The 16,894-nt window shown below is 69.4% G+C and carries 15 protein-coding genes, 1 pseudogene and 1 riboswitch; of the genes and pseudogenes, 6 read left to right on the top strand and 10 right to left on the bottom strand.

Going from position 1 to position 16,894, the window contains the following annotated elements; translation table 11 throughout:
* Positions 1 to 31 precede the first annotated feature (31 nt).
* The 3 genes from AB5J87_RS35590 to AB5J87_RS35580 form a co-directional block, all read right to left on the bottom strand.
* Positions 32 to 241, bottom strand: coding sequence for a hypothetical protein (locus tag AB5J87_RS35590; protein WP_190090466.1), 210 nt, complete (start codon positions 239 to 241; stop codon positions 32 to 34).
* Positions 242 to 981: 740 nt separating this feature from the next.
* Positions 982 to 1,392, bottom strand: coding sequence for a peptidase inhibitor family I36 protein (locus tag AB5J87_RS35585; RefSeq protein WP_369382883.1), 411 nt, complete (start codon positions 1,390 to 1,392; stop codon positions 982 to 984).
* Between the two features lie 302 nt (positions 1,393 to 1,694).
* On the bottom strand, positions 1,695 to 2,141 hold the full coding sequence (locus AB5J87_RS35580) for a GNAT family N-acetyltransferase (protein ID WP_369382882.1): 447 nt from the start codon (positions 2,139 to 2,141) through the stop codon (positions 1,695 to 1,697).
* A gap of 636 nt (positions 2,142 to 2,777) precedes the next feature.
* On the opposite strand from AB5J87_RS35580, the gene AB5J87_RS35575 reads away from it, so the two are divergent.
* Complete coding sequence (locus tag AB5J87_RS35575) at positions 2,778 to 3,206, top strand: transglycosylase SLT domain-containing protein (protein ID WP_369382881.1); 429 nt, start codon at positions 2,778 to 2,780, stop codon at positions 3,204 to 3,206.
* Positions 3,207 to 3,376: 170 nt separating this feature from the next.
* Here AB5J87_RS35575 and AB5J87_RS35570 read toward each other — a convergent pair whose 3' ends face one another.
* Positions 3,377 to 3,865, bottom strand: a complete 489-nt coding sequence (locus AB5J87_RS35570; protein WP_369382880.1) for a MarR family winged helix-turn-helix transcriptional regulator — start codon at positions 3,863 to 3,865, stop codon at positions 3,377 to 3,379.
* A 56-nt stretch (positions 3,866 to 3,921) separates the two neighbouring features.
* Here AB5J87_RS35570 and AB5J87_RS35565 point away from each other — a divergent pair, with 56 nt between their 5' ends.
* Complete coding sequence (locus AB5J87_RS35565) at positions 3,922 to 4,449, top strand: DUF6790 family protein (protein ID WP_369382879.1); 528 nt, start codon at positions 3,922 to 3,924, stop codon at positions 4,447 to 4,449.
* Between the two features lie 235 nt (positions 4,450 to 4,684).
* Here AB5J87_RS35565 and AB5J87_RS35560 read toward each other — a convergent pair whose 3' ends face one another.
* The 3 genes and pseudogenes from AB5J87_RS35560 to AB5J87_RS35550 form a co-directional block, all read right to left on the bottom strand.
* Positions 4,685 to 5,602 carry a hypothetical protein gene (locus tag AB5J87_RS35560; protein ID WP_369382878.1) on the bottom strand — a complete coding sequence of 306 codons (918 nt, stop codon included), beginning with the start codon at positions 5,600 to 5,602 and terminating at the stop codon, positions 4,685 to 4,687.
* Positions 5,603 to 6,152: 550 nt separating this feature from the next.
* The gene (locus tag AB5J87_RS35555; protein WP_369383757.1) at positions 6,153 to 7,091 is read right to left on the bottom strand and encodes a ParB/RepB/Spo0J family partition protein; all 939 of its coding nucleotides are present in this window, start codon (positions 7,089 to 7,091) and stop codon (positions 6,153 to 6,155) included.
* 898 nt (positions 7,092 to 7,989) lie between these two features.
* Positions 7,990 to 8,175 (bottom strand): annotated as a pseudogene (locus tag AB5J87_RS35550) (IS5/IS1182 family transposase); the annotation flags it as partial.
* Here AB5J87_RS35550 and AB5J87_RS35545 point away from each other — a divergent pair.
* Complete coding sequence (locus tag AB5J87_RS35545) at positions 8,108 to 8,911, top strand: zinc-binding dehydrogenase (protein WP_369382877.1); 804 nt, start codon at positions 8,108 to 8,110, stop codon at positions 8,909 to 8,911. The pseudogene AB5J87_RS35550 and the gene AB5J87_RS35545 sit on opposite strands and share 68 nt — an antisense overlap.
* A gap of 16 nt (positions 8,912 to 8,927) precedes the next feature.
* Here AB5J87_RS35545 and AB5J87_RS35540 read toward each other — a convergent pair whose 3' ends face one another.
* Positions 8,928 to 10,208 (bottom strand): PucR family transcriptional regulator, encoded by a 1,281-nt coding sequence (locus AB5J87_RS35540; RefSeq protein ID WP_369382876.1) that lies wholly within the window; start codon positions 10,206 to 10,208, stop codon positions 8,928 to 8,930.
* 244 nt (positions 10,209 to 10,452) lie between these two features.
* Here AB5J87_RS35540 and AB5J87_RS35535 point away from each other — a divergent pair, with 244 nt between their 5' ends.
* Positions 10,453 to 11,808, top strand: a complete 1,356-nt coding sequence (locus tag AB5J87_RS35535) for a lipase family protein (RefSeq protein ID WP_369382875.1) — start codon at positions 10,453 to 10,455, stop codon at positions 11,806 to 11,808.
* Positions 11,809 to 11,880: 72 nt separating this feature from the next.
* On the opposite strand, the gene AB5J87_RS35530 is transcribed toward AB5J87_RS35535, so the two are convergent.
* Positions 11,881 to 12,468: a cysteine hydrolase family protein gene (locus tag AB5J87_RS35530; RefSeq protein WP_369382874.1), complete on the bottom strand. Its 588-nt coding sequence runs from the start codon at positions 12,466 to 12,468 to the stop codon at positions 11,881 to 11,883.
* A 74-nt stretch (positions 12,469 to 12,542) separates the two neighbouring features.
* Between AB5J87_RS35530 and AB5J87_RS35525 the strand changes: the two genes are divergently transcribed.
* Entirely contained in the window at positions 12,543 to 13,523 is a 981-nt protein-coding gene (locus tag AB5J87_RS35525) for a GlxA family transcriptional regulator (protein ID WP_369382873.1), read from the top strand.
* A gap of 99 nt (positions 13,524 to 13,622) precedes the next feature.
* Here the strand turns inward: AB5J87_RS35525 and AB5J87_RS35520 are convergent, their stop codons facing one another.
* Entirely contained in the window at positions 13,623 to 13,964 is a 342-nt protein-coding gene (locus AB5J87_RS35520) for an iron chaperone (RefSeq protein WP_369382872.1), read from the bottom strand.
* Between the two features lie 162 nt (positions 13,965 to 14,126).
* Positions 14,127 to 14,349, top strand: a riboswitch (cobalamin riboswitch).
* A 170-nt stretch (positions 14,350 to 14,519) separates the two neighbouring features.
* Between AB5J87_RS35520 and metE the strand changes: the two genes are divergently transcribed.
* Positions 14,520 to 16,838, top strand: a complete 2,319-nt coding sequence (gene metE / locus AB5J87_RS35515; protein ID WP_369382871.1) for a 5-methyltetrahydropteroyltriglutamate--homocysteine S-methyltransferase — start codon at positions 14,520 to 14,522, stop codon at positions 16,836 to 16,838.
* The last annotated feature ends 56 nt before the right edge of the window (positions 16,839 to 16,894 follow it).

The following is a 16,894-nucleotide window of genomic DNA, read 5'->3' as shown; positions in this document are numbered from 1 at the left end:
GGCCCGCTAGTCACCGCTCACGGCAGTGCGCTCAGCAGGTCGGACACATCGACACGCCGCGCCCGTACGTCTGGCCACAGCTCGTCGGAGACTGCGACACACAGCACGGCACCGTGTTGGCGCAGGCGATCCCCGTGCTCCCGCCGAGTTCGGGCGCCTCGACCCGCTCCAGGCCGGAGAAGTCGACCTCGATGTCGAAGCTCTCCTCCACGGCTGCCCTGTCCAGCAGTTCCAGCGTCATGTCATTCACCTCTCTGCTTGCGGTCTCTTCTGCTTGCGGTCTCTGAATTCCGGCCGATCGGATGGGGCGCCCCGGTCTGCGACGCCGCGACCGATCTTGTAACGGAGGATCAGTTGTCCGGTATGGAGGACGAGTTGTCCGCATGGAAGTGGAGAGGAAGTACGAGGTCAGCGAGGTGGAGTCCCGGTGAGCGGAGCGTATTGTCCGCGGACAATACGCTCCGACGGGGGTCCAGAAGAGCAAGACCTGGGTCCACTTCGGGCCCTGCCCGTGATTGCTGCTGCGGAACGCGACGCAGAGGTGCCGACGAGGGGCCGGGCGCTGGCCGGGGGACGGCTTGCCGCCGCAGGGCGTGGATGCACGGCGCATCCGGGGCGGCGCACATACCTGTGTCCTCTGCCGTGCAGGACGCATTGGTCCTGTGCGGCGTGGACGGGGCGTACCAGCGGGGAGGGCGGATCAGAACCCGGCTACGCAGAGCGCGGGCCGCCGGGGCCACTGTTGCGCCGAGCCTGCCGGATCAGGCTGGGCACGACGATGATCGCGTCGGCGGGATCGAAGAAGGCATCGACGACAAGGGCCCGCCGCTCGCAGCTGCGGGCAGCCGACGGAAGGCGCTCTGAGAGGTTCTGTGAGCCGTGACGGCAGCGCGGGTCAGGGGCGGCTCCGGCGCGAGCCAGGCGTGGTCGCCTGAAGAACAGGCAGCGCCGCGCCACCTTTGGAGCGTGCGTGCCCTCACATCAGTCGTACACGCAACTACTGACACCGGAAGGTAGTTGGCGGTACGAACTCACGCGGTTGCGCCAGGAGACCGGGAGGTTCACCTTGCCCCCGGCTGCGATGCGCACGTAATTGCCGCCGTAGTTCTTGTCCCAGTAGACGCAGATGTTCCGAGTGGAATTGTTCACGACGGAGTTGGCCCGGTCGTTCCATCCGTACTCCGTGAGGTCCGGGTTGTACTTGGGCTCGTTGGAGTCGCTGTAGATGTCGCCGACGGCGTTGTCTCCGTCCCACATGCACCAGGTGGCCCGCGGACAGTCCGACCACGCGTGCGGTCCCGCGGGCGTCTGCTGGTCCGCCGCGGCTGCACCGCCCGACAGAAGGACAGCGGTCAGCATGCCGGTGGCGAGTGTCTGGGAAGCCCTGTTCATCTGACGCCCTTCCGTGTGGCCGTACACGCCGGGAAACTGGACCCATCAGCCCGCAGACAGGATGCCTGCCCTGTGTCGACGCGACACGGACTTCACGGAACATCCCAGCCACTGACACAAGGCGAGGCAAGGCGAGCGACCAGGAGCTCGTCATCGCCGAGGTCCCGGGGACGCTGTTCCGGTCGACGGTGTTCCAGCGGGCACCGACGGAACAGCCCAGTCGCAGTCGCGCGAAGCGGATGTCCACCACGCGCGCCAGGTGTTTGGTAGTACCCGCTGGAAGTGGGGCTGTGTCTCGCGGGTCAGCTCAGACGCAGATCGATCCACGGCACGGTATCGCCCTCGCGCAGCAGATAGCGTTCGAGCTCGATGAACCCATGCCGTTCGGCGAAGCGCAGCCCGTCCGGGTTGGACGCCAGCACCACGGTCTCGATCACCTCGGCGTCCAGCGCGCGGGCCTGGCCCAGGGCGCGCTCGTAAAGTCGAGCGCCGAGGCCGCGGCGGCGGTGTTCGGGCAGGACCCGGACGATGACCGTTGCGGTGGCGCCGTTGTCCATGGTGGGTGGGCGGACGGTGGTGCAGCCGACCAGGGCGTCGCCGACGTAGACGACCTCCATGAGGTTGCGGCCAGTGCGGGTCCGGACGTCGTCGAGTGACAGTTCATCGCCGGGGATGATCACGTTGTGGACGTACTGCCAATCGCGGATCGAGGCGTCGTCGTCCACCGTTTGAACACGAAGGTCGTTCATCGGGCCAGCAAATCGGTGTCTTCCGCGCGCGTCAACCTTCGAGGCCCTGCAGAGAAACGCCGGCCTGGGCCGGAGGGGACCGCGACGATCCCCTCCGGCATCCACCCTCGCAGTCAGCCGATCTGCGGGCAGGGACAGGCTCAGCCACCACACCTACAGCGGTCCGATCGAGAATCACCGCGCCTCCAACCGCTCCGACACCCCCCAACGAACCTACGTGTGAGCGCAAACCGAGGGTGTGCGTCGGCGGACGGAACAACCTGACCGACCTCCCAACCCCATTCCGCCACAAGCATGTTGCGATCGTGACGTATCCCATGAACACATCACCGACGATGTGAAGCACCGCATACGGCGGGGAACACCCACGGCTCGCGACAGCAGGGATACACCTCCACCCCTCCTGAAACTTCCCTCCCCCTCAAGAGGGTTGCTACGGAGCACGACAGTGCGTGCGCCCTTGCAGACCACCTTCAGGGTTGCCCACCATGTGCACACACGGTTTCTCTGGACCAACCTCCTTGCATCTCAAGAGGTTTGAGTCGAGGCCGCTGTTCACCCACCTCGTGCTGGAAGGCCCCCATCATGTCTGCGTTCACACCTGCCCTGACCTGCCTGCCTGCCCGTCTGCGTGCGATGTCCGCAGCCGGTGTCGTCGCCATCGTCACGACGGCGACACTCACCCTGAACACCGCTCCCCCGGCCGCCGCTGCCCCCCATCCCGCAATCACACCGCAGGTGTCCTCCCGCGTCATGGACCGGTGGATCGGCAATGCGCTGACCATCATGAGGTCCAAGCACATCCCCGGGTCCTACGCCGGCATCCTGCGCAACATCAAACGCGAGTCGGGAGGCAACCCCAGGGCCGTCAACAACTGGGACTCCAACGCCCGCGCCGGCACCCCCTCCAAGGGGCTGCTCCAGATCATCGATCCCACGTTCCGCAGGTACCACATCGCCGGAACGGCGTGGGACATCTTCGAACCCGTGGCCAACATCACCGCGGCCTGCAACTACGCCGCTCACACCTACGGTTCCATCGACAACGTCAACTCCGGTTACTGACCGCCCCGGTACGGGCAACCGCCGCGCATGAGTGCGCCCTCACATGGACACGCTCATGCGCGGCGCAAGCGGCTGTAGGTTGCCGAGTCGGGGGCAGAGCACCGACCGGCAGCCCAGGTGAGTCGGGTGGTGCCAGGCGCGTGGCGACTTCGCGCTGGAGCACCCCTGACTCATACCGGTCCCGCCCCATCCGGTTCCGGTGTGTCGTCCGGCCGCCGGGTCGTGGTCGCGCGCCGTGGTTGCGCGGGTGTCAGCAGTTCGGCGAGCCGGTAGGTGTCCGCGAGGTAGCGCTCGTACGGGAAACCGGCCTGCACGAGGGCGGTGCGGAGCTCCTCCTCCAGCGGCTTGCCCTCGGCCAGGAAGGTGTCCTGGCCCATTGGCGTGAGGGAGACCAGGCGTCGGCGCCGATGGGCGGGGTCGACGGCGATCGTCACATACCCCTCCGCTTCCAGTGGGCGCAGGGCGCGGCTGATGGCGGGGTCGGACAGGGCCAGGGCCTCGGCGAGCTGGTGCTGTGTGGCGGGCTGGATCTCCTCAAGGGTTCCCAGCAACCGCAGTTGGCTGTGGGAGAGGCGCTGGTCGGGGTCGGCGCGGCGCCTGGCCGCCTCGCCCATCAGCATGACCACGCGGTAGAGAAGCTCTGCCAGTCCTTCGTCCATGCGTCCACTCTACCTGATTGTTGCGTCGTTAATATTAACCATGCAACACTCGGGTCATGGACAACCTCCCGTACGCTGTTCAGACCACGTTTCCGCTGCTCTTCATGCTGGTGCCCGCCCTCGGGGCCATGCTGAGCTGCCGTCGCCGCGGCCCGGACCGATCGACGGCGGAGATCTGGCAGCGGTGGTGGGCCGTAGGTGCTCTCGGCATCGGAAGCCTGTATGTCACGATCTCGTTCCTGGCGGCCCCGACCGTCATGGCCGACACCATCGGCTTCGCCCACTCGCCGTTCCAGTTCGAGATCGCCTTCGCCAACCTCGGCCTCGCCGTGCTGGGCTTCCGCGCCGCGTCCGCGCCACCCCGCGAGCGCCTCACGAGCGGGCTGGCGGCTGCCGCGTTTCTTTGGGGAGCCGCCGTCGGGCACGTCTACCAGTGGTTCGCCCACGGTGACCACTCCGCCGGAAACACGGGTGGCATTCTGGCCAACGACGTCCTCATTCCCGCCGTCATGATCGCCCTGGCCGCCCGGGACGTCCGCCGATCCGGCTCGGGCCGCAACCACACCGCCCACCCGGCCGCCTGACCCGGCCCCAGGACCGGCGGGCTCGCATCCCCAGGCATCGCCTCCACGTGGCTGAGCCCAAGCGGTGCTCGACGTACTGAGCAACCACCAAAGTACGAGAGTGTCCGCCCGAGGACTGCCGAGGCGCCCCGGGGGCCATCGCGCTCGACTGTCGCAAGCAGAGGATCACCCCGAAAAACCGTGGGCCGGAGTGGCGCTCTGCCACTCCGGCCCACGGGCTCTGGAAACGCGTACGTCAGTGTGCCCGCGTCCGGCGGTCACGGGTCTTCAGGAAGAGCCCAGCGCCAAGGGCGACTGCGACCGCTCCGGCGCCGGCGGCCCACGGGAGGGCGCCGCCCGCTCCGGTGGCAGCCAGGTCGCCACCAGCGCTACCGGTACCACCGGCACCGGCCGGTGCGCCGGTCGTGGTGGCGGTCGACGTCGCCTTCGAGCCACCGTTCGGGGTGGGGTGGCTGCTCGTGGTGCTCGACGGCTTCGCCGTGGTCGCGGTCGGCTGCGGCTTCGGCTTGCCGGTGTCAGGCTTGCCCGACTCCGTCTTGCCCGGGGTGGGCTTGGGGCTGGGGGTGGGGAGGATCCACTTCCAGTGGTGGAAGGGGTACCGGTCCGGCTCACGGTCCGGCATCCGCTTGGCAACGCTCGGGTAGATGAACCCGCTGACTGCCGTGTCGCTCAGCAACCGCGGCTCGTAGCGCAGCCGAAGCTGGATCGACAGCTTTCCGCCCTGGGGCATCGTCGGGACGTCGAGAAAGAACTCGTTGAAGTCGTCCCGGCCGGGCTCGCGGTCGAGCGACTTCCAAGAACCGTTCTCAGTCCGCTGCTCGAACCTGATGGCGGTCTCGAAGTCCTCCTTCCGCGGGATGTGCATGTTCGTACCCGTCACGAAGGCCAGCCGCATGCCGGACAGTTCGGCGGGGTCCGGGTTGCTCAGGTCCAGCCGCAAGTGGAGCCATTCCCCCGGGACGACGCTCTCGTCGCTGGAGAGGGTCAGCGGCACCACCGGGAGCTTCTTCTTCTCGACGGGCTTGTCCCCCGTCTCCGGCTGCACGGACGCCGTGGGTTCGGCTGCGGGGTCGGCGAATGCGGGCGGGGCCAGGAAGACGACAGGCGCGACTGCCGTGGCCAGGACGGCACCCGCGAGGTGCTGGAACTTCATGCGGTGAAACCTCGGTTGTTTCAGGCGCCGATCAGCCGCTGATCAGCGCTTTTGATCCTAGATCACAGAATTTTCAATCACTCTAGGTCGAAATTCGCACAAGCGGTGATCGGTTAAAGATCACTCATCATGGCGATGGTCTTGTTATGCGACGCTATATACCGGTTTCGCATACCCACAGCTGTGCGGCACGTCACCACAGCCAGCCTGCGGCAAGCGCGGTCGGGCGCGCGCCAACTCACTCACGTCATCTACCGCCACGGCGCACACCTGCCGGTACGGGCGTGGGCGGAGGCAGCGACGCCATTGAGGACGCGGCCGAGTCCCCTATTACTGAGGTTGTGGGCGGGATGTCGTGAGTGTGAGGCCGGTTCCGGCGAGGCATCCGTCGAGGAGGTCGGGGCGGTACTGGAGTTCGCGGAGTCTGTGGCGGAGCACGCGTATCAGGTGGTCGGGGTCGGTGAAGGCGGTGTTGGACTGTCCCGCGCGCCACCTCTCCACGACATCACACCCACAACCTCAGTAGGCCCATCCGCCCCTCCTCACCGGATCACACTCCGGCTGCAAACCCGTCGAGGAGCTCCCGCGCAACCTGCCTCGCCTTCTCAACCCCCATACGAGCACGAATGGCCAGAGCCACGGCCCCTGGGCTGCTCCAGTCCAGCGGCGCATGCGCGTCTGCACCCAACGGGGCTGCGCCCTCTTCCAAAGCGGACGCCGCGGACGGCCGCGCGGACGGCAACTGTCGCGCGCCACTGGGGTCGGAGTCGTTTACGGCGTAAACGTCAGTAGCCGCCGGGGCGACCGCGTCGCCCTGACCATCGACCGCCGTGGCCGCCCGCCCACGATGCCGGGCCTTCTGGGCCCGCGCCACTTCTCGTTCGGCCAGTTTCGTTTCGACGAAAGCCCGTTGTTCCTGCGGGTCCTTGTGCCCGGCCGCCCGGGCGATCTCCAGTGGGATCTCCCGCGCGTCGACCCGCTCCTGAATGTCTTCCGGCAGCGCGAGCAGGGCCCTGCGCTGGGAGATCCAGCTGGTGTTGAGCTTTCCCCCCAACGCTTCGGCGACGGCGGACGCACTCCCGTGGTAAGTCACCAGGACTTCCAGGGCCCGCGCCTCCTCTATGTAGCTCAGATCTTTCCGGAAGTGATTGGCACTCAGTGCGGCGGTTAGGATGTCCTCCGGAGTTCCGGCGGCCGAGTCGTCCGGAGCTATCTTCAACCGCTGCAAACCGGCGGACTTGGCTGCTGCCAGGCGGCAGTGGCCGTCCAGCAGGACGAAGTCGGCCACCGTCGGCACGGCGTCACGGTATTCGGGGTTCGCGATGAGAAAGGCGACCCGGGTCATGACGGTCGCCGGCTGGATCTGACCCACCTGTCGCATATTCGCCGCCAGCTGGGCTATGTACTCCTCGTCGAGGCTCTCCCTCGGATTGGCCGGATTAAGAGCGACCTTTTCCAGAGACGCCTCCGTGGGAACACCCCCCAGCACCCTCTCCACCAGGCTCGCGCGCGCCCTCCCCCTGGTGGAGGAATCTGCGGACGTCCCTTGAACAGGTACGCGGTCACGGGCAGGGGACACAACAACTCCTCAACATAAGCAAAATCAACAGTCCGACCAGAGCCGAGGCAACACGCGCGCACCTGCACACACCTGGGTTCCCATCCGGAACCGCCGTACGCGCGCCAGGACACCTCAACGGGACGTCTCCGACAAGGAAACGGCCGACGGCGCCTCGCATTTCCTGTCAGAGCGACGAATCTACAAGAGACCTCAAGGACTCATCGTGCAGCCATCGGTTTTCTCTTCTGGCCGATAGAAGATTTCATATCAGGCCAGGCCACCTCCCCTCCCCTGCCCGCGAGTGCTGCGCTCGGCCATCCGCCGAAACCCACGAGCCCATGCGGCTCTCACTTGCTGCCACGGGCTCGGCAACCATGGAAATCAGTTGCGCTCGACTCGCGAGGTGAGCCACCGACTGGGCAGAACCGAATCTCCGCCTCCGCCCCACCCCCATCGTGAACGATTCGGTCATACTCCTGTCGATATGGCACGTAGGCAATCAGACAGCGAGGACAGTCGCAACGCCTCTCGTGCTGCCTCCCCCTCTCCTCAACGACCACGGGCCATCGCTGACCCCACGACGGGCTCAGGCACTTCGCCGCACTCACCGTCCGGGACAGGACTAAACGCACACATCGAAGCCCTAGGCAAATCGACACACGCAACGACGGCATAGAAAATTTCATGTCTCCGACAGCCTGCGCACACGGAATCTCGCACACCGCTTATAGGGGCTGACGCCGGGAATGGAACCGAAGCCGAATCGAGGCCGGAACCACGCGGGTGGCTGGCGTGGGTCTGCACTAGGCCCGGTCTGGAGTTGTGTTCATGGAGCGGGGCGGAGGCTTCGGATCCAGATCAGCGATCCGCGTAGTTGGAGCTCCGCCATGTGGCTACCGGGTGTCTTGTCACAGCGGGTGGCCAGGCCACGCCAGGCTTGGATCTTGTTGACGCACCGTTCGACGGTGCTCCGGCCGCAGTACAAGTCGGTATCGAAGGACACCGGCCGCCCCACCGGCACCGCCGCCGAGTTCACCGTGGTGCCCGCCGAACGGGCCGTGGCACTGCCCGACGGGATCAGCTTCGACATCGGCGCCTCGCTCGGCGTGCCCGCACTCACCGCACACCGCGCGCTCACCGTCGCCGAGGACGGACCACGCCGCTTGCGACCCGGGGCGCTCGACGGCGCCGTGGTCCTGGCCGCCGGCGGGGCCGGCGCAGTCGGACACGCGGTGATCCAACTCGCCCGCTGGGCCGGCGCGACCGTCATCAGCACGGTCAGCAGTCCACGCAAAGCCAAGCTCGCTACCGCCGCCGGGGCACACCACGTGGTCAACTATCTCGAGGGCAACCCGGCCGCCGCCATCCGCGCGGTCGCCCCGGACGGCGTCGACATCATCGCCGAAGTAGCACTGGGTGCGAACCTCACACTGGATCTGGCGGTGCTGCGGGCCCGCGGCACGATCTCGACCTACGCCGACGAAGGCGGCAAGCCGGTCGAGGTCAACGTGCTGCAAAACATGGTGCTCAACACACGGCTACAGTTCCTGGTGCTCTACACCGCCGGTCCACAGGCGCGCACAGCCGCCGCCGAAGACGTCGCCGCCGCAATCCGCGCCGGCGCCCTGCCGGTCGGCGAAGAGCACGGCCTGCCACTGGTCCGCTTCCCGCTCGACCGCACGGCCGATGCACACCGCACGGTGGAGAACGGCACGATCGGCAAGGCCCTGGTGGACATCGCGCCCTGAGCCGACGACACGGACATCACGGCCCGTTCGCCTCCACCTCGGCCTGCCGTACCGCGTCATGCGCGGCCAGGGCGGCGCGCAGGGTCAGGGTGTCGGCGCCCCGGGAAGCGTCCAGGCCGGTGAGTTCCGTGGCCTTGCGCAGGCGGTAGTCGACCGTGTTCGGGTGCACCTGGAGCTGAGCCGCGGCCTGGCGGCGGTCGAGTCCTCGCGCCAGGAAGGCCCGCAGTGTGTCGAGCAGTTCCGGGCGGTCGTCCAGCGGGTCGAGCAGGGCGGCCAGTCCCGCCCTCGCCGGGCTCGGCCGACTCAACTGGTACTCCAGCAGCACATCGTCGAGCTGATACAGCCCGGGTCCCCGCCCGGACGCCTCCGCCACCGCGCGCACCTCCCCCGCCAGCCGGGCGGCCTCGGCGACCCCCTCGGGCGCCGCGGTAGTCGCCGCCGCCAGCAGTTCGGCGCCGCACATCCGGCCGAGTTGCTCGACCAGATCGCACAGCCGGGCCCGGTCCGCCGGGCCGAAGTCGGCGGCTGCGGTCGCGTACGGGATGAGGACCAGCCCGCCCGCGCCGGACAGGACGGAGAGCGGAACGCCCGTCGTCTGGCGCTGGATCTCATGGCGCAGGCGCCGGAGTTTGCGGCGCGCGGCGACCGCGTGGTTCACACCGGGGACCAGTTCGTCCGGGTGCGGCCCCACCGCGATGCTCAGCACCAGGTAGCTGGCCGGCAGTTGGATGCCCGCCCGGTCCGCCGCGCCCTGGGGACTGCCGCCCTCCAGCAGCCGCGACAGCAGCGACTGCAGCGCGACCTGCTCGTCGCTCAGCGCCGTCTGCCGCTCCTGCACGTACCCGGCGGCCACCTCGCAGCTCACCAGCCGCAGATACGCGAGCATTTGGCGCTGCACCAGCAGTACGTCGGCCAGGTCACCCGGTTCGGCCGCCGAGAAGACCTGGGCGGCGCACTCTTCCGCCCCGAGGTGGTAGGCGCCGACGACGGCCTCCAGCGGTACGCCCTCGTCGGCGCGCCGGGCCGACGACTCGCGGACGGCCGCGGCCTCCGCCTGTCCGGGCATCTCCCCGGTGGACAGGACCGCCGCGAAGCTCCGTATACCGAGGGTCACCTGCTTGGCGATGTCGCCGCCGAGGTGCTCCGCCGGCAGCGTTCCGTATACGGGGAGCCGCTCGACCAGCCGGATCATCACGGCGCGCTCCAGCGCACCGGCCGCGTCCTGGAGCCGCTTGTGCACCGGCACGCCGCCGAACCGCGGCACTCGGTCCCGTTCCACCGCGTTGGAGCCGGTCACAATCCACCTCGCACATCTCTGTTCCCCACCCCGGAGACTTGGCCGCTGACCGGCACCATGATGTTTCCGGGACATCACCTACTGGTTGGTAACACGACTCGCTAGTGGATGACCAGATGTGGCAGGGCCTCGGCCGCATCGTTCACGAAATCCCCTGCCGGGGGCCCGCCCGCCCCGGCCCGACGTACCGCGTACCGGACCCCCAGCCGGTGCGTCGGACCCCCACCCAGGAATCGAGGAACGCATGTCCAAGGCAGCCGTCCGCCTCCTCTCCATCGCCGTCGCCACGGCCGCGGCCATGGCCGCCGTCCCGGCCGCCACCTCCGCCGCCGCCACTCCGGCCGCCGCCAGGACCTCGGCCTCGGCGTCGGCCAGCGACTCGTTCTACGCGTATACCGGCAGCGAGCCGCTGTCCTCGTTCGCGCCGGGCACGGTCCTGAAGACGCGGACCCTGCCGTACCACGTCCTCGGCATCCCCACGCCGCTCAAGGCGGTCCAGCTGCTGTACCGCACCACCGACGCCCAGGGCCGCCCGGCCGCCAACGTGACCACGGTGGTGCGCAGCCTGACGGGTGACAGCAGCAAGGCCGTCTCCTACCAGTCGTTCTACGACTCGCTCAACCCGGAGGACAGCCCCTCCCGCGCGATCGCCGGCGGTGTCACCCTGGGCGGCACGATCCCCAACGCGGAGTCCCTCCTCATCGCGCCGCTGCTGCTGAAGGGTTACAACCTCGTCATCCCGGACACCGAGGGGCAGCAGGCGAACTTCGCCGCCGGGCCGGAGTACGGCACCAACACCCTGGACTCCATCCGCGCCGCCACGAAGGCGGCCGAGACCGGGCTGGACTCCCACACCTCGTTCGGCCTCATCGGCTACTCGGGCGGCGCCATCGCGACCAACTGGGCCGCCGCGCTCGCGCCGAGCTACGCGCCGGACGTGAACCGCCGACTGGTCGGGTACGCCGAGGGCGGCCTGCTCGTGGACCCGGCGCACAACCTGAAGTACGTCGACGGCTCGCTGGTCTGGACCGGCGTCATCCCCATGGCCGTCATCGGCGTCTCGCGCTCGTACGACATCGACCTCAAGAGCTACCTCAACAGCTACGGCCTGAGCGTCTACAAGGACCTGGAGCGCGGCTCGATCATCAACGCGCTCGGCCACTACCCGGGGCTGACCTGGAAGAAGATGGCCAAGCCGGAGTACGCCAACCCCAACTCGATCCCCGCCTTCGTGACGGCGATGAACAGGCTCAACCTCGGCTCCGCCGCCACCCCGACCGTCCCCGGCTTCATCGGCCAGGGCAACGGGGGTGTCTTCGAGGGGACCTTCAGCAACCGCTCGGGCATCGGCACGGGTGACGGTGTGATGGTCGCGGGCGACGTGCGCTCGCTCGCCCGTCAGTACTGCGCCACCGGCCGCTCCGCCGTCAAGTACAACCAGTACGAGCTGCTGAGCCACACGGGCGCGACCGTCGCCTGGGCGCCCGTCGCGCTGGGCTGGCTCAACGACCGCTTCGCCGGCCGCACGGCCCCGTCCGACTGCGGCCACATCGCCGGCGGCAACTCGCTCACCCCGGAGGAGCCCGCTCCGCTGTCGTGATGCGATGCCGTCGCACGGCGGGACAGTGCCTTCCCGCCGTGCGACGGCATCTCATGGTGTACGGACCGGCGCTCAGGAGCGGGCGGCACCGATCAGTTCGGCGGTCGTCACGACCTGGGCGAAGCCTCCGCCGTGGAGCGAGACGGCGCTCGCCTTGGCCAGTTCGTCGGCCGTCAGGCGCCAGCCGTTGGGGCCGGTCAGGTCGAAGGTGTGGGTGGCGTCGAGCGCGACCAGGACGTCGTAGCCGAGGTTGCCGCCCATACGTGCGGTGGTCTCCACGCACATGTTGGTCTGGATGCCGACCAGCACGACCTGGTGGATGCCCGCCGCCTTCAACCATTCGTGGAGGTCCGGGGTGCCGTAGAACGCCGAGTTCACGGACTTGGTGACCAGCAGTTCCGGTCCGCTCCCCTTGCCGCGCCGCTCCTCGACGTACTCCTTGAAGCCGTTGCCCTCGGATCCGCCGCGCAGGGGCGAGCCGGGCTTGTCCGAGTCGTGGCGCACGAAGACGACGGGACGGCCCGTGTCCTGCCAGGCCGTGATGAGAGCGGCGATGTTGCCGTCGGCGGCCGGGTTGTCGCGCGGGCCCCAGAACTCCGACTCGTCGAAGCCCTTCTGCACGTCCACCACTACCAGCGCTGCGTTCCGTGTGATCTCCATGCCCACGATCCTGCCGCCCCGCCGCACAGGATCCCAGAAGGCAGGAAGACAGCGATCGATGGTTTACTGCCACCATGACCCGACCGGCGGCGCCGCACCGCATCGCCCTGCTCGCCTTCCCCGGCATCCGGGCCTTCGACGTCTCGGTGATCACTGAGGTGTGGGGCGCGGACCGCACCGACCGGGGCGTGCCCGCCTTCGAGCTGCGCAGGGTCGCCGCCGACCGCACGCCCGTGCCGATGCGCGGCGGGCTCGAGCTCACTCCCGACCGCACTCTCGCCTGGCTGCCCCGCGCCGAGTTGATCCTGGTCCCGGGCCTGGACGACCACGTCACTCCCGCCCCCGAGCCGGTCCTCGCGGCGCTGCGTCGCGCCCATGCGCGGGGCACCACCATCGCCGCACTGTGCGGCGGCGCCTTCACCCTCGCGCAAGCGGGACTGCTGGACGGGCGCCGGGCACTGACCCACTGGGCCCTGGCCGACGAACTGCGGGCCCGCCACCCGCAGGTGAGGGTCGAGCCGGACGCCCTGTTCCTGGAGGACGGCAACGTGTGGACGTCCGCCGGTACCGCGGCCGGCATCGACCTGTGCCTCCATCTGGTGCGCACCCAACACGGCGCGGAGGCGGCGTCGACGGTCGCCCGCTCCATGGTCACCGCCCCGTTCCGGACCGGCGCCCAGGCCCAGTTCATCGAGCATCCGACTCCGCCCGCCGACCGCGACGCCGACTCCCTTGCGGCGGCGCGCGCCTACGCCCTGGCCCACCTCGACGAACCGCTCTCCGTGGCCGACCTCGCCGCCCGTGCCGGGATGTCCCCGCGCTCCTTCGCCCGGCACTTCGCCTCGGCCACCGGCACCACCCCGCTGCGCTGGCTGCTGGACCGCCGGGTCGCGGCGGCCCAGAAGCTCCTGGAGCGCACCGACCTGTCCATGCCGGAGGTCGCACGGCGTGCGGGCTTCGGCAGCGAGGTCACCATGCGCCAGCACTTCGCGTCCCGCCTGGCCACCAGCCCACAGGCATACCGGGCGGCGTTCGCCACACCGGACGGACCCTGATCACGCGGTCGCCGCGTCAGCGGACGCGGTCCGAGGCCCGCTCCAGAAGACCGGCTGCCCGCCCCGCGCCCGCCTGCCCACTCAACCGTACGCGCGCCCTCACGCTGCCAATGAGGCCCGGACGAGGCCGCCCAGCTCCTCGTCGCTGAGCTCCGCCGCATCCTGCGAGCGCAGCCGGATCGTCCCCTTCCCGCTGGCGAGACCGGGATGGCGTGCGATGAAACCGGCCGCCCGGTCCTTGTCCCATCCGTAGAGCGAGATCCCGTGCCGCCACACTCCGACATGCAGCTTTCGGCCGCCGACCCGATAGGTCGGCATCCCGTAGGACAGGACAGGGTTCACCTGGGGAAACACCGTCACGATCAGCCGGTGCACCCGGTCGAACAGCGCACGGTGCTCGGGCGCGATGCCGTCGATGTAAGCCTGTACGTCAACGTCCATGCACCCAGTCTGACCGGAATCCTCCGCCCGTTCCCGTCATCGGCGGCCACGAGGATCCCCAGCGGCACCGTGCAGGGCATCCCGCACCCCCGGCTCGCCCCAAGTGCGCGGTCCCACAACCCGGATGCCGGATCACGCTCTTCTTTTCCGGCAGTACCCCGTAGGGTGGTCATTGCAGCTGGTTCGCCCTGTCCGCCAGACAGGCGCGTCGTAAGAGGGAACCCGGTGGGAATCCGGGACTGCCCCGCAGCGGTGAGCGGGAACGACCGCCGTCATACGCACTGGGCCCGGCCGGGTCTGGGAAGCGACGGCCAGTAGGTGTCCGCCGGGAGACCGGCAGGCGTGCCCGCGAGTCCGAAGACCTGCCCGTTGCCCGCGTACGGACCGTTCCGTGCGCGGACATCCCGGTGACCTCGTGGGCGGGTCGGCGTACATACCAGACGGAACAACCGTGCCTGTTGCCGCGCGGGGTCGTTGCCGTCCGGTTCGTCATTCCCTTCGCGCTCACGTCCCGTCTCCGGGATCTCAGGGATTCATCTCGCGAAGGAGATCTCCGTGACCAGCACGTCCGCAGCCGCGGCAGCACGGGCCACCGTGTACGGCTACCCCCGCCAGGGCCAGAACCGGGAACTGAAGAAGGCCATCGAGGGCTACTGGAAGGGCCGCACCACCGCCGACGCCCTCCGTGCCACCGCCAGCGACCTTCGTCGGGCCAACTGGCAGCAGCTCGCCGAGGCCGGCATCGACGAGGTGCCCACCGGCGACTTCTCGTACTACGACCACGTCCTGGACACCACCGTCATGGTGGGCGCCGTCCCCGAGCGGCACCGCGGAGCGGTCGACGCCGACGCCCTGGACCGCTACTTCGCCATGGCGCGCGGGACCCAGGAGGTCGCTCCGCTGGAGATGACCAAGTGGTTCGACACCAATTACCACTACCTCGTACCCGAGTTGGGCCCGGACACCGTCTTCCTCGCGAACCCGGCCAAGCAGGTCGCGGAGCTCAAGGAAGCCATCGCCCTGGGACTGACCGGCCGCCCCGTACTGGTCGGTCCGGTCACCTATCTCCTGCTCGCCAAGCCCGCCCCCGGCGTGCCCGCCGACTTCGAGCCGCTCACCCTCCTGGACCGGCTGCTGCCCGTGTACGCCGAGGTCCTCGCCGATCTGCGCGCGGCGGGCGCGGAATGGGTCCAGCTGGACGAGCCCGCTCTCGTCGAGGACCGCACCCCGGCCGAGCTGAACGCGGCCGAGCGCGCCTACCGCGAGCTGGGCACGCTCACCGACCGGCCGAAACTGCTGGTCGCCTCCTACTTCGACCGGCTGGGCGACGCACTGCCAGTCCTGGCCAAGGCTCCGGTCGAGGGCCTCGCCCTGGACTTCACCGAGGCCGCCGCCGCCCACCTGGACGCCCTGGCCGCCGTCGGCGGACTGCCCGGAAAGCGCCTGGTCGCCGGGGTCGTCAACGGCCGCAACATCTGGATCAACGACCTGCGGAAGTCCCTGTCCACGCTCGGCACCCTCCTCGGACTCGCCGACCGGGTCGACGTCGCCGCCTCCTGCTCGCTGTTGCACGTACCGCTGGACGCCTCCGCCGAGCGGGACATCGAGCCGCAGATCCTGCGCTGGCTCGCCTTCGCCCGGCAGAAGACCGCCGAGATCGTCACCCTGGCCAAGGGGCTGGCCCAGGGCACCGAAGCGATCACGGCCGAACTGGCCGCCAACCGCGCCGACCTGGCCTCCCGGGCGAACTCCCCCATCACCCGCGCCCCGGCCGTCCGCGCCCGTACCGAGGCCGTGACGGACGCCGACGCACGCCGTGCCCAGCCGTACGCGGAACGGGCCGCCGCCCAGCGCGCCCACCTCGGACTGCCGCTGCTGCCGACCACGACCATCGGCTCCTTCCCGCAGACCGGCGAACTCCGGACCGCCCGCGCCGACCTGCGCGCCGGACGCATCGACACCTCCGGCTACGAAGAGCGCATCAAGGCCGAGATCCAGGAGGTCATCGCCTTCCAGGAGAAGACCGGCATCGACGTCCTGGTCCACGGCGAGGCCGAACGCAACGACATGGTGCAGTACTTCGCGGAACAGCTGACCGGCTACCTCGCCACCCAGCACGGCTGGGTGCAGTCCTACGGCACCCGTTACGTCCGCCCGCCCGTCCTGGCCGGTGACATCTCCCGCCCCGAACCGATGACCGTGCGCTGGACGTCCTACGCCCAGTCCCTGACGGCCAAGCCGGTCAAGGGCATGCTCACCGGCCCGGTCACCATGCTCGCCTGGTCCTTCGTCCGCGACGACCAGCCCCTCGGTGACACCGCCCGGCAGGTCGCCCTCGCCCTGCGCGACGAGGTGCGGGACCTGGAGGCCGCCGGCACCTCCGTGATCCAGGTGGACGAGCCCGCGCTGCGCGAGACGCTGCCGCTGCGCGCCGCCGACCGGCCCGGCTATCTCACCTGGGCGACGGAGGCGTTCCGGCTCACCACCGCCGGGGTCCGTCCGGACACCCAGATCCACACCCACATGTGCTACGCCGAGTTCGGGGACATCGTCCAGGCCATCGACGACCTCGACGCCGACGTCATCAGCCTGGAGGCGGCCCGCTCCCACATGCAGGTCGCCCGCGAACTCGCCGCCCACGGCTACCCGCGCGAGGCCGGGCCCGGCGTCTACGACATCCACTCGCCCCGAGTTCCCAGCGCCGAGGAGGCCGCCGCACTGCTGCGCACCGGCCTTGAGGCGATCCCCGCCGAGCGGCTCTGGGTCAACCCGGACTGCGGTCTGAAGACCCGCGGCTGGCCCGAGACCCGCGCCTCCCTGGAGAACCTGGTCGCCGCGGCCCGTACGGTCCGGGGTGAACTGCCCGCCTCCTGATGCCGACCCGCGCGGGCCGGGACGCCGTGTGCGTCCCGGCCCGCCGCACCGCGCCC

It is taken from the genome of Streptomyces sp. cg36 (assembly GCF_041080675.1).
Taxonomy (GTDB): domain Bacteria; phylum Actinomycetota; class Actinomycetes; order Streptomycetales; family Streptomycetaceae; genus Streptomyces.
Note: the sequence above shows the minus strand (reverse complement) of the source record. Positions and strands in the feature narration are given on the sequence as shown.

Excerpts from the sequence above, each read along its gene's own strand:
- AB5J87_RS35535 (WP_369382875.1), top strand. The coding sequence starts at position 10,453 with ATGTCCAAGGCAGCCGTCCGCCTCCTCTCCATCGCCGTCGCCACGGCC.
- AB5J87_RS35580 (WP_369382882.1), bottom strand. The coding sequence starts at position 2,141 with ATGAACGACCTTCGTGTTCAAACGGTGGACGACGACGCCTCGATCCGC.
- AB5J87_RS35585 (WP_369382883.1), bottom strand. The coding sequence starts at position 1,392 with ATGAACAGGGCTTCCCAGACACTCGCCACCGGCATGCTGACCGCTGTC.
- AB5J87_RS35520 (WP_369382872.1), bottom strand. The coding sequence starts at position 13,964 with ATGGACGTTGACGTACAGGCTTACATCGACGGCATCGCGCCCGAGCAC.
- AB5J87_RS35570 (WP_369382880.1), bottom strand. The coding sequence starts at position 3,865 with ATGGACGAAGGACTGGCAGAGCTTCTCTACCGCGTGGTCATGCTGATG.
- AB5J87_RS35575 (WP_369382881.1), top strand. The coding sequence starts at position 2,778 with ATGTCCGCAGCCGGTGTCGTCGCCATCGTCACGACGGCGACACTCACC.
- AB5J87_RS35530 (WP_369382874.1), bottom strand. The coding sequence starts at position 12,468 with ATGGAGATCACACGGAACGCAGCGCTGGTAGTGGTGGACGTGCAGAAG.
- AB5J87_RS35560 (WP_369382878.1), bottom strand. The coding sequence starts at position 5,602 with ATGAAGTTCCAGCACCTCGCGGGTGCCGTCCTGGCCACGGCAGTCGCG.
- AB5J87_RS35590 (WP_190090466.1), bottom strand. The coding sequence starts at position 241 with ATGACGCTGGAACTGCTGGACAGGGCAGCCGTGGAGGAGAGCTTCGAC.
- AB5J87_RS35565 (WP_369382879.1), top strand. The coding sequence starts at position 3,922 with ATGGACAACCTCCCGTACGCTGTTCAGACCACGTTTCCGCTGCTCTTC.
- AB5J87_RS35525 (WP_369382873.1), top strand. The coding sequence starts at position 12,543 with ATGACCCGACCGGCGGCGCCGCACCGCATCGCCCTGCTCGCCTTCCCC.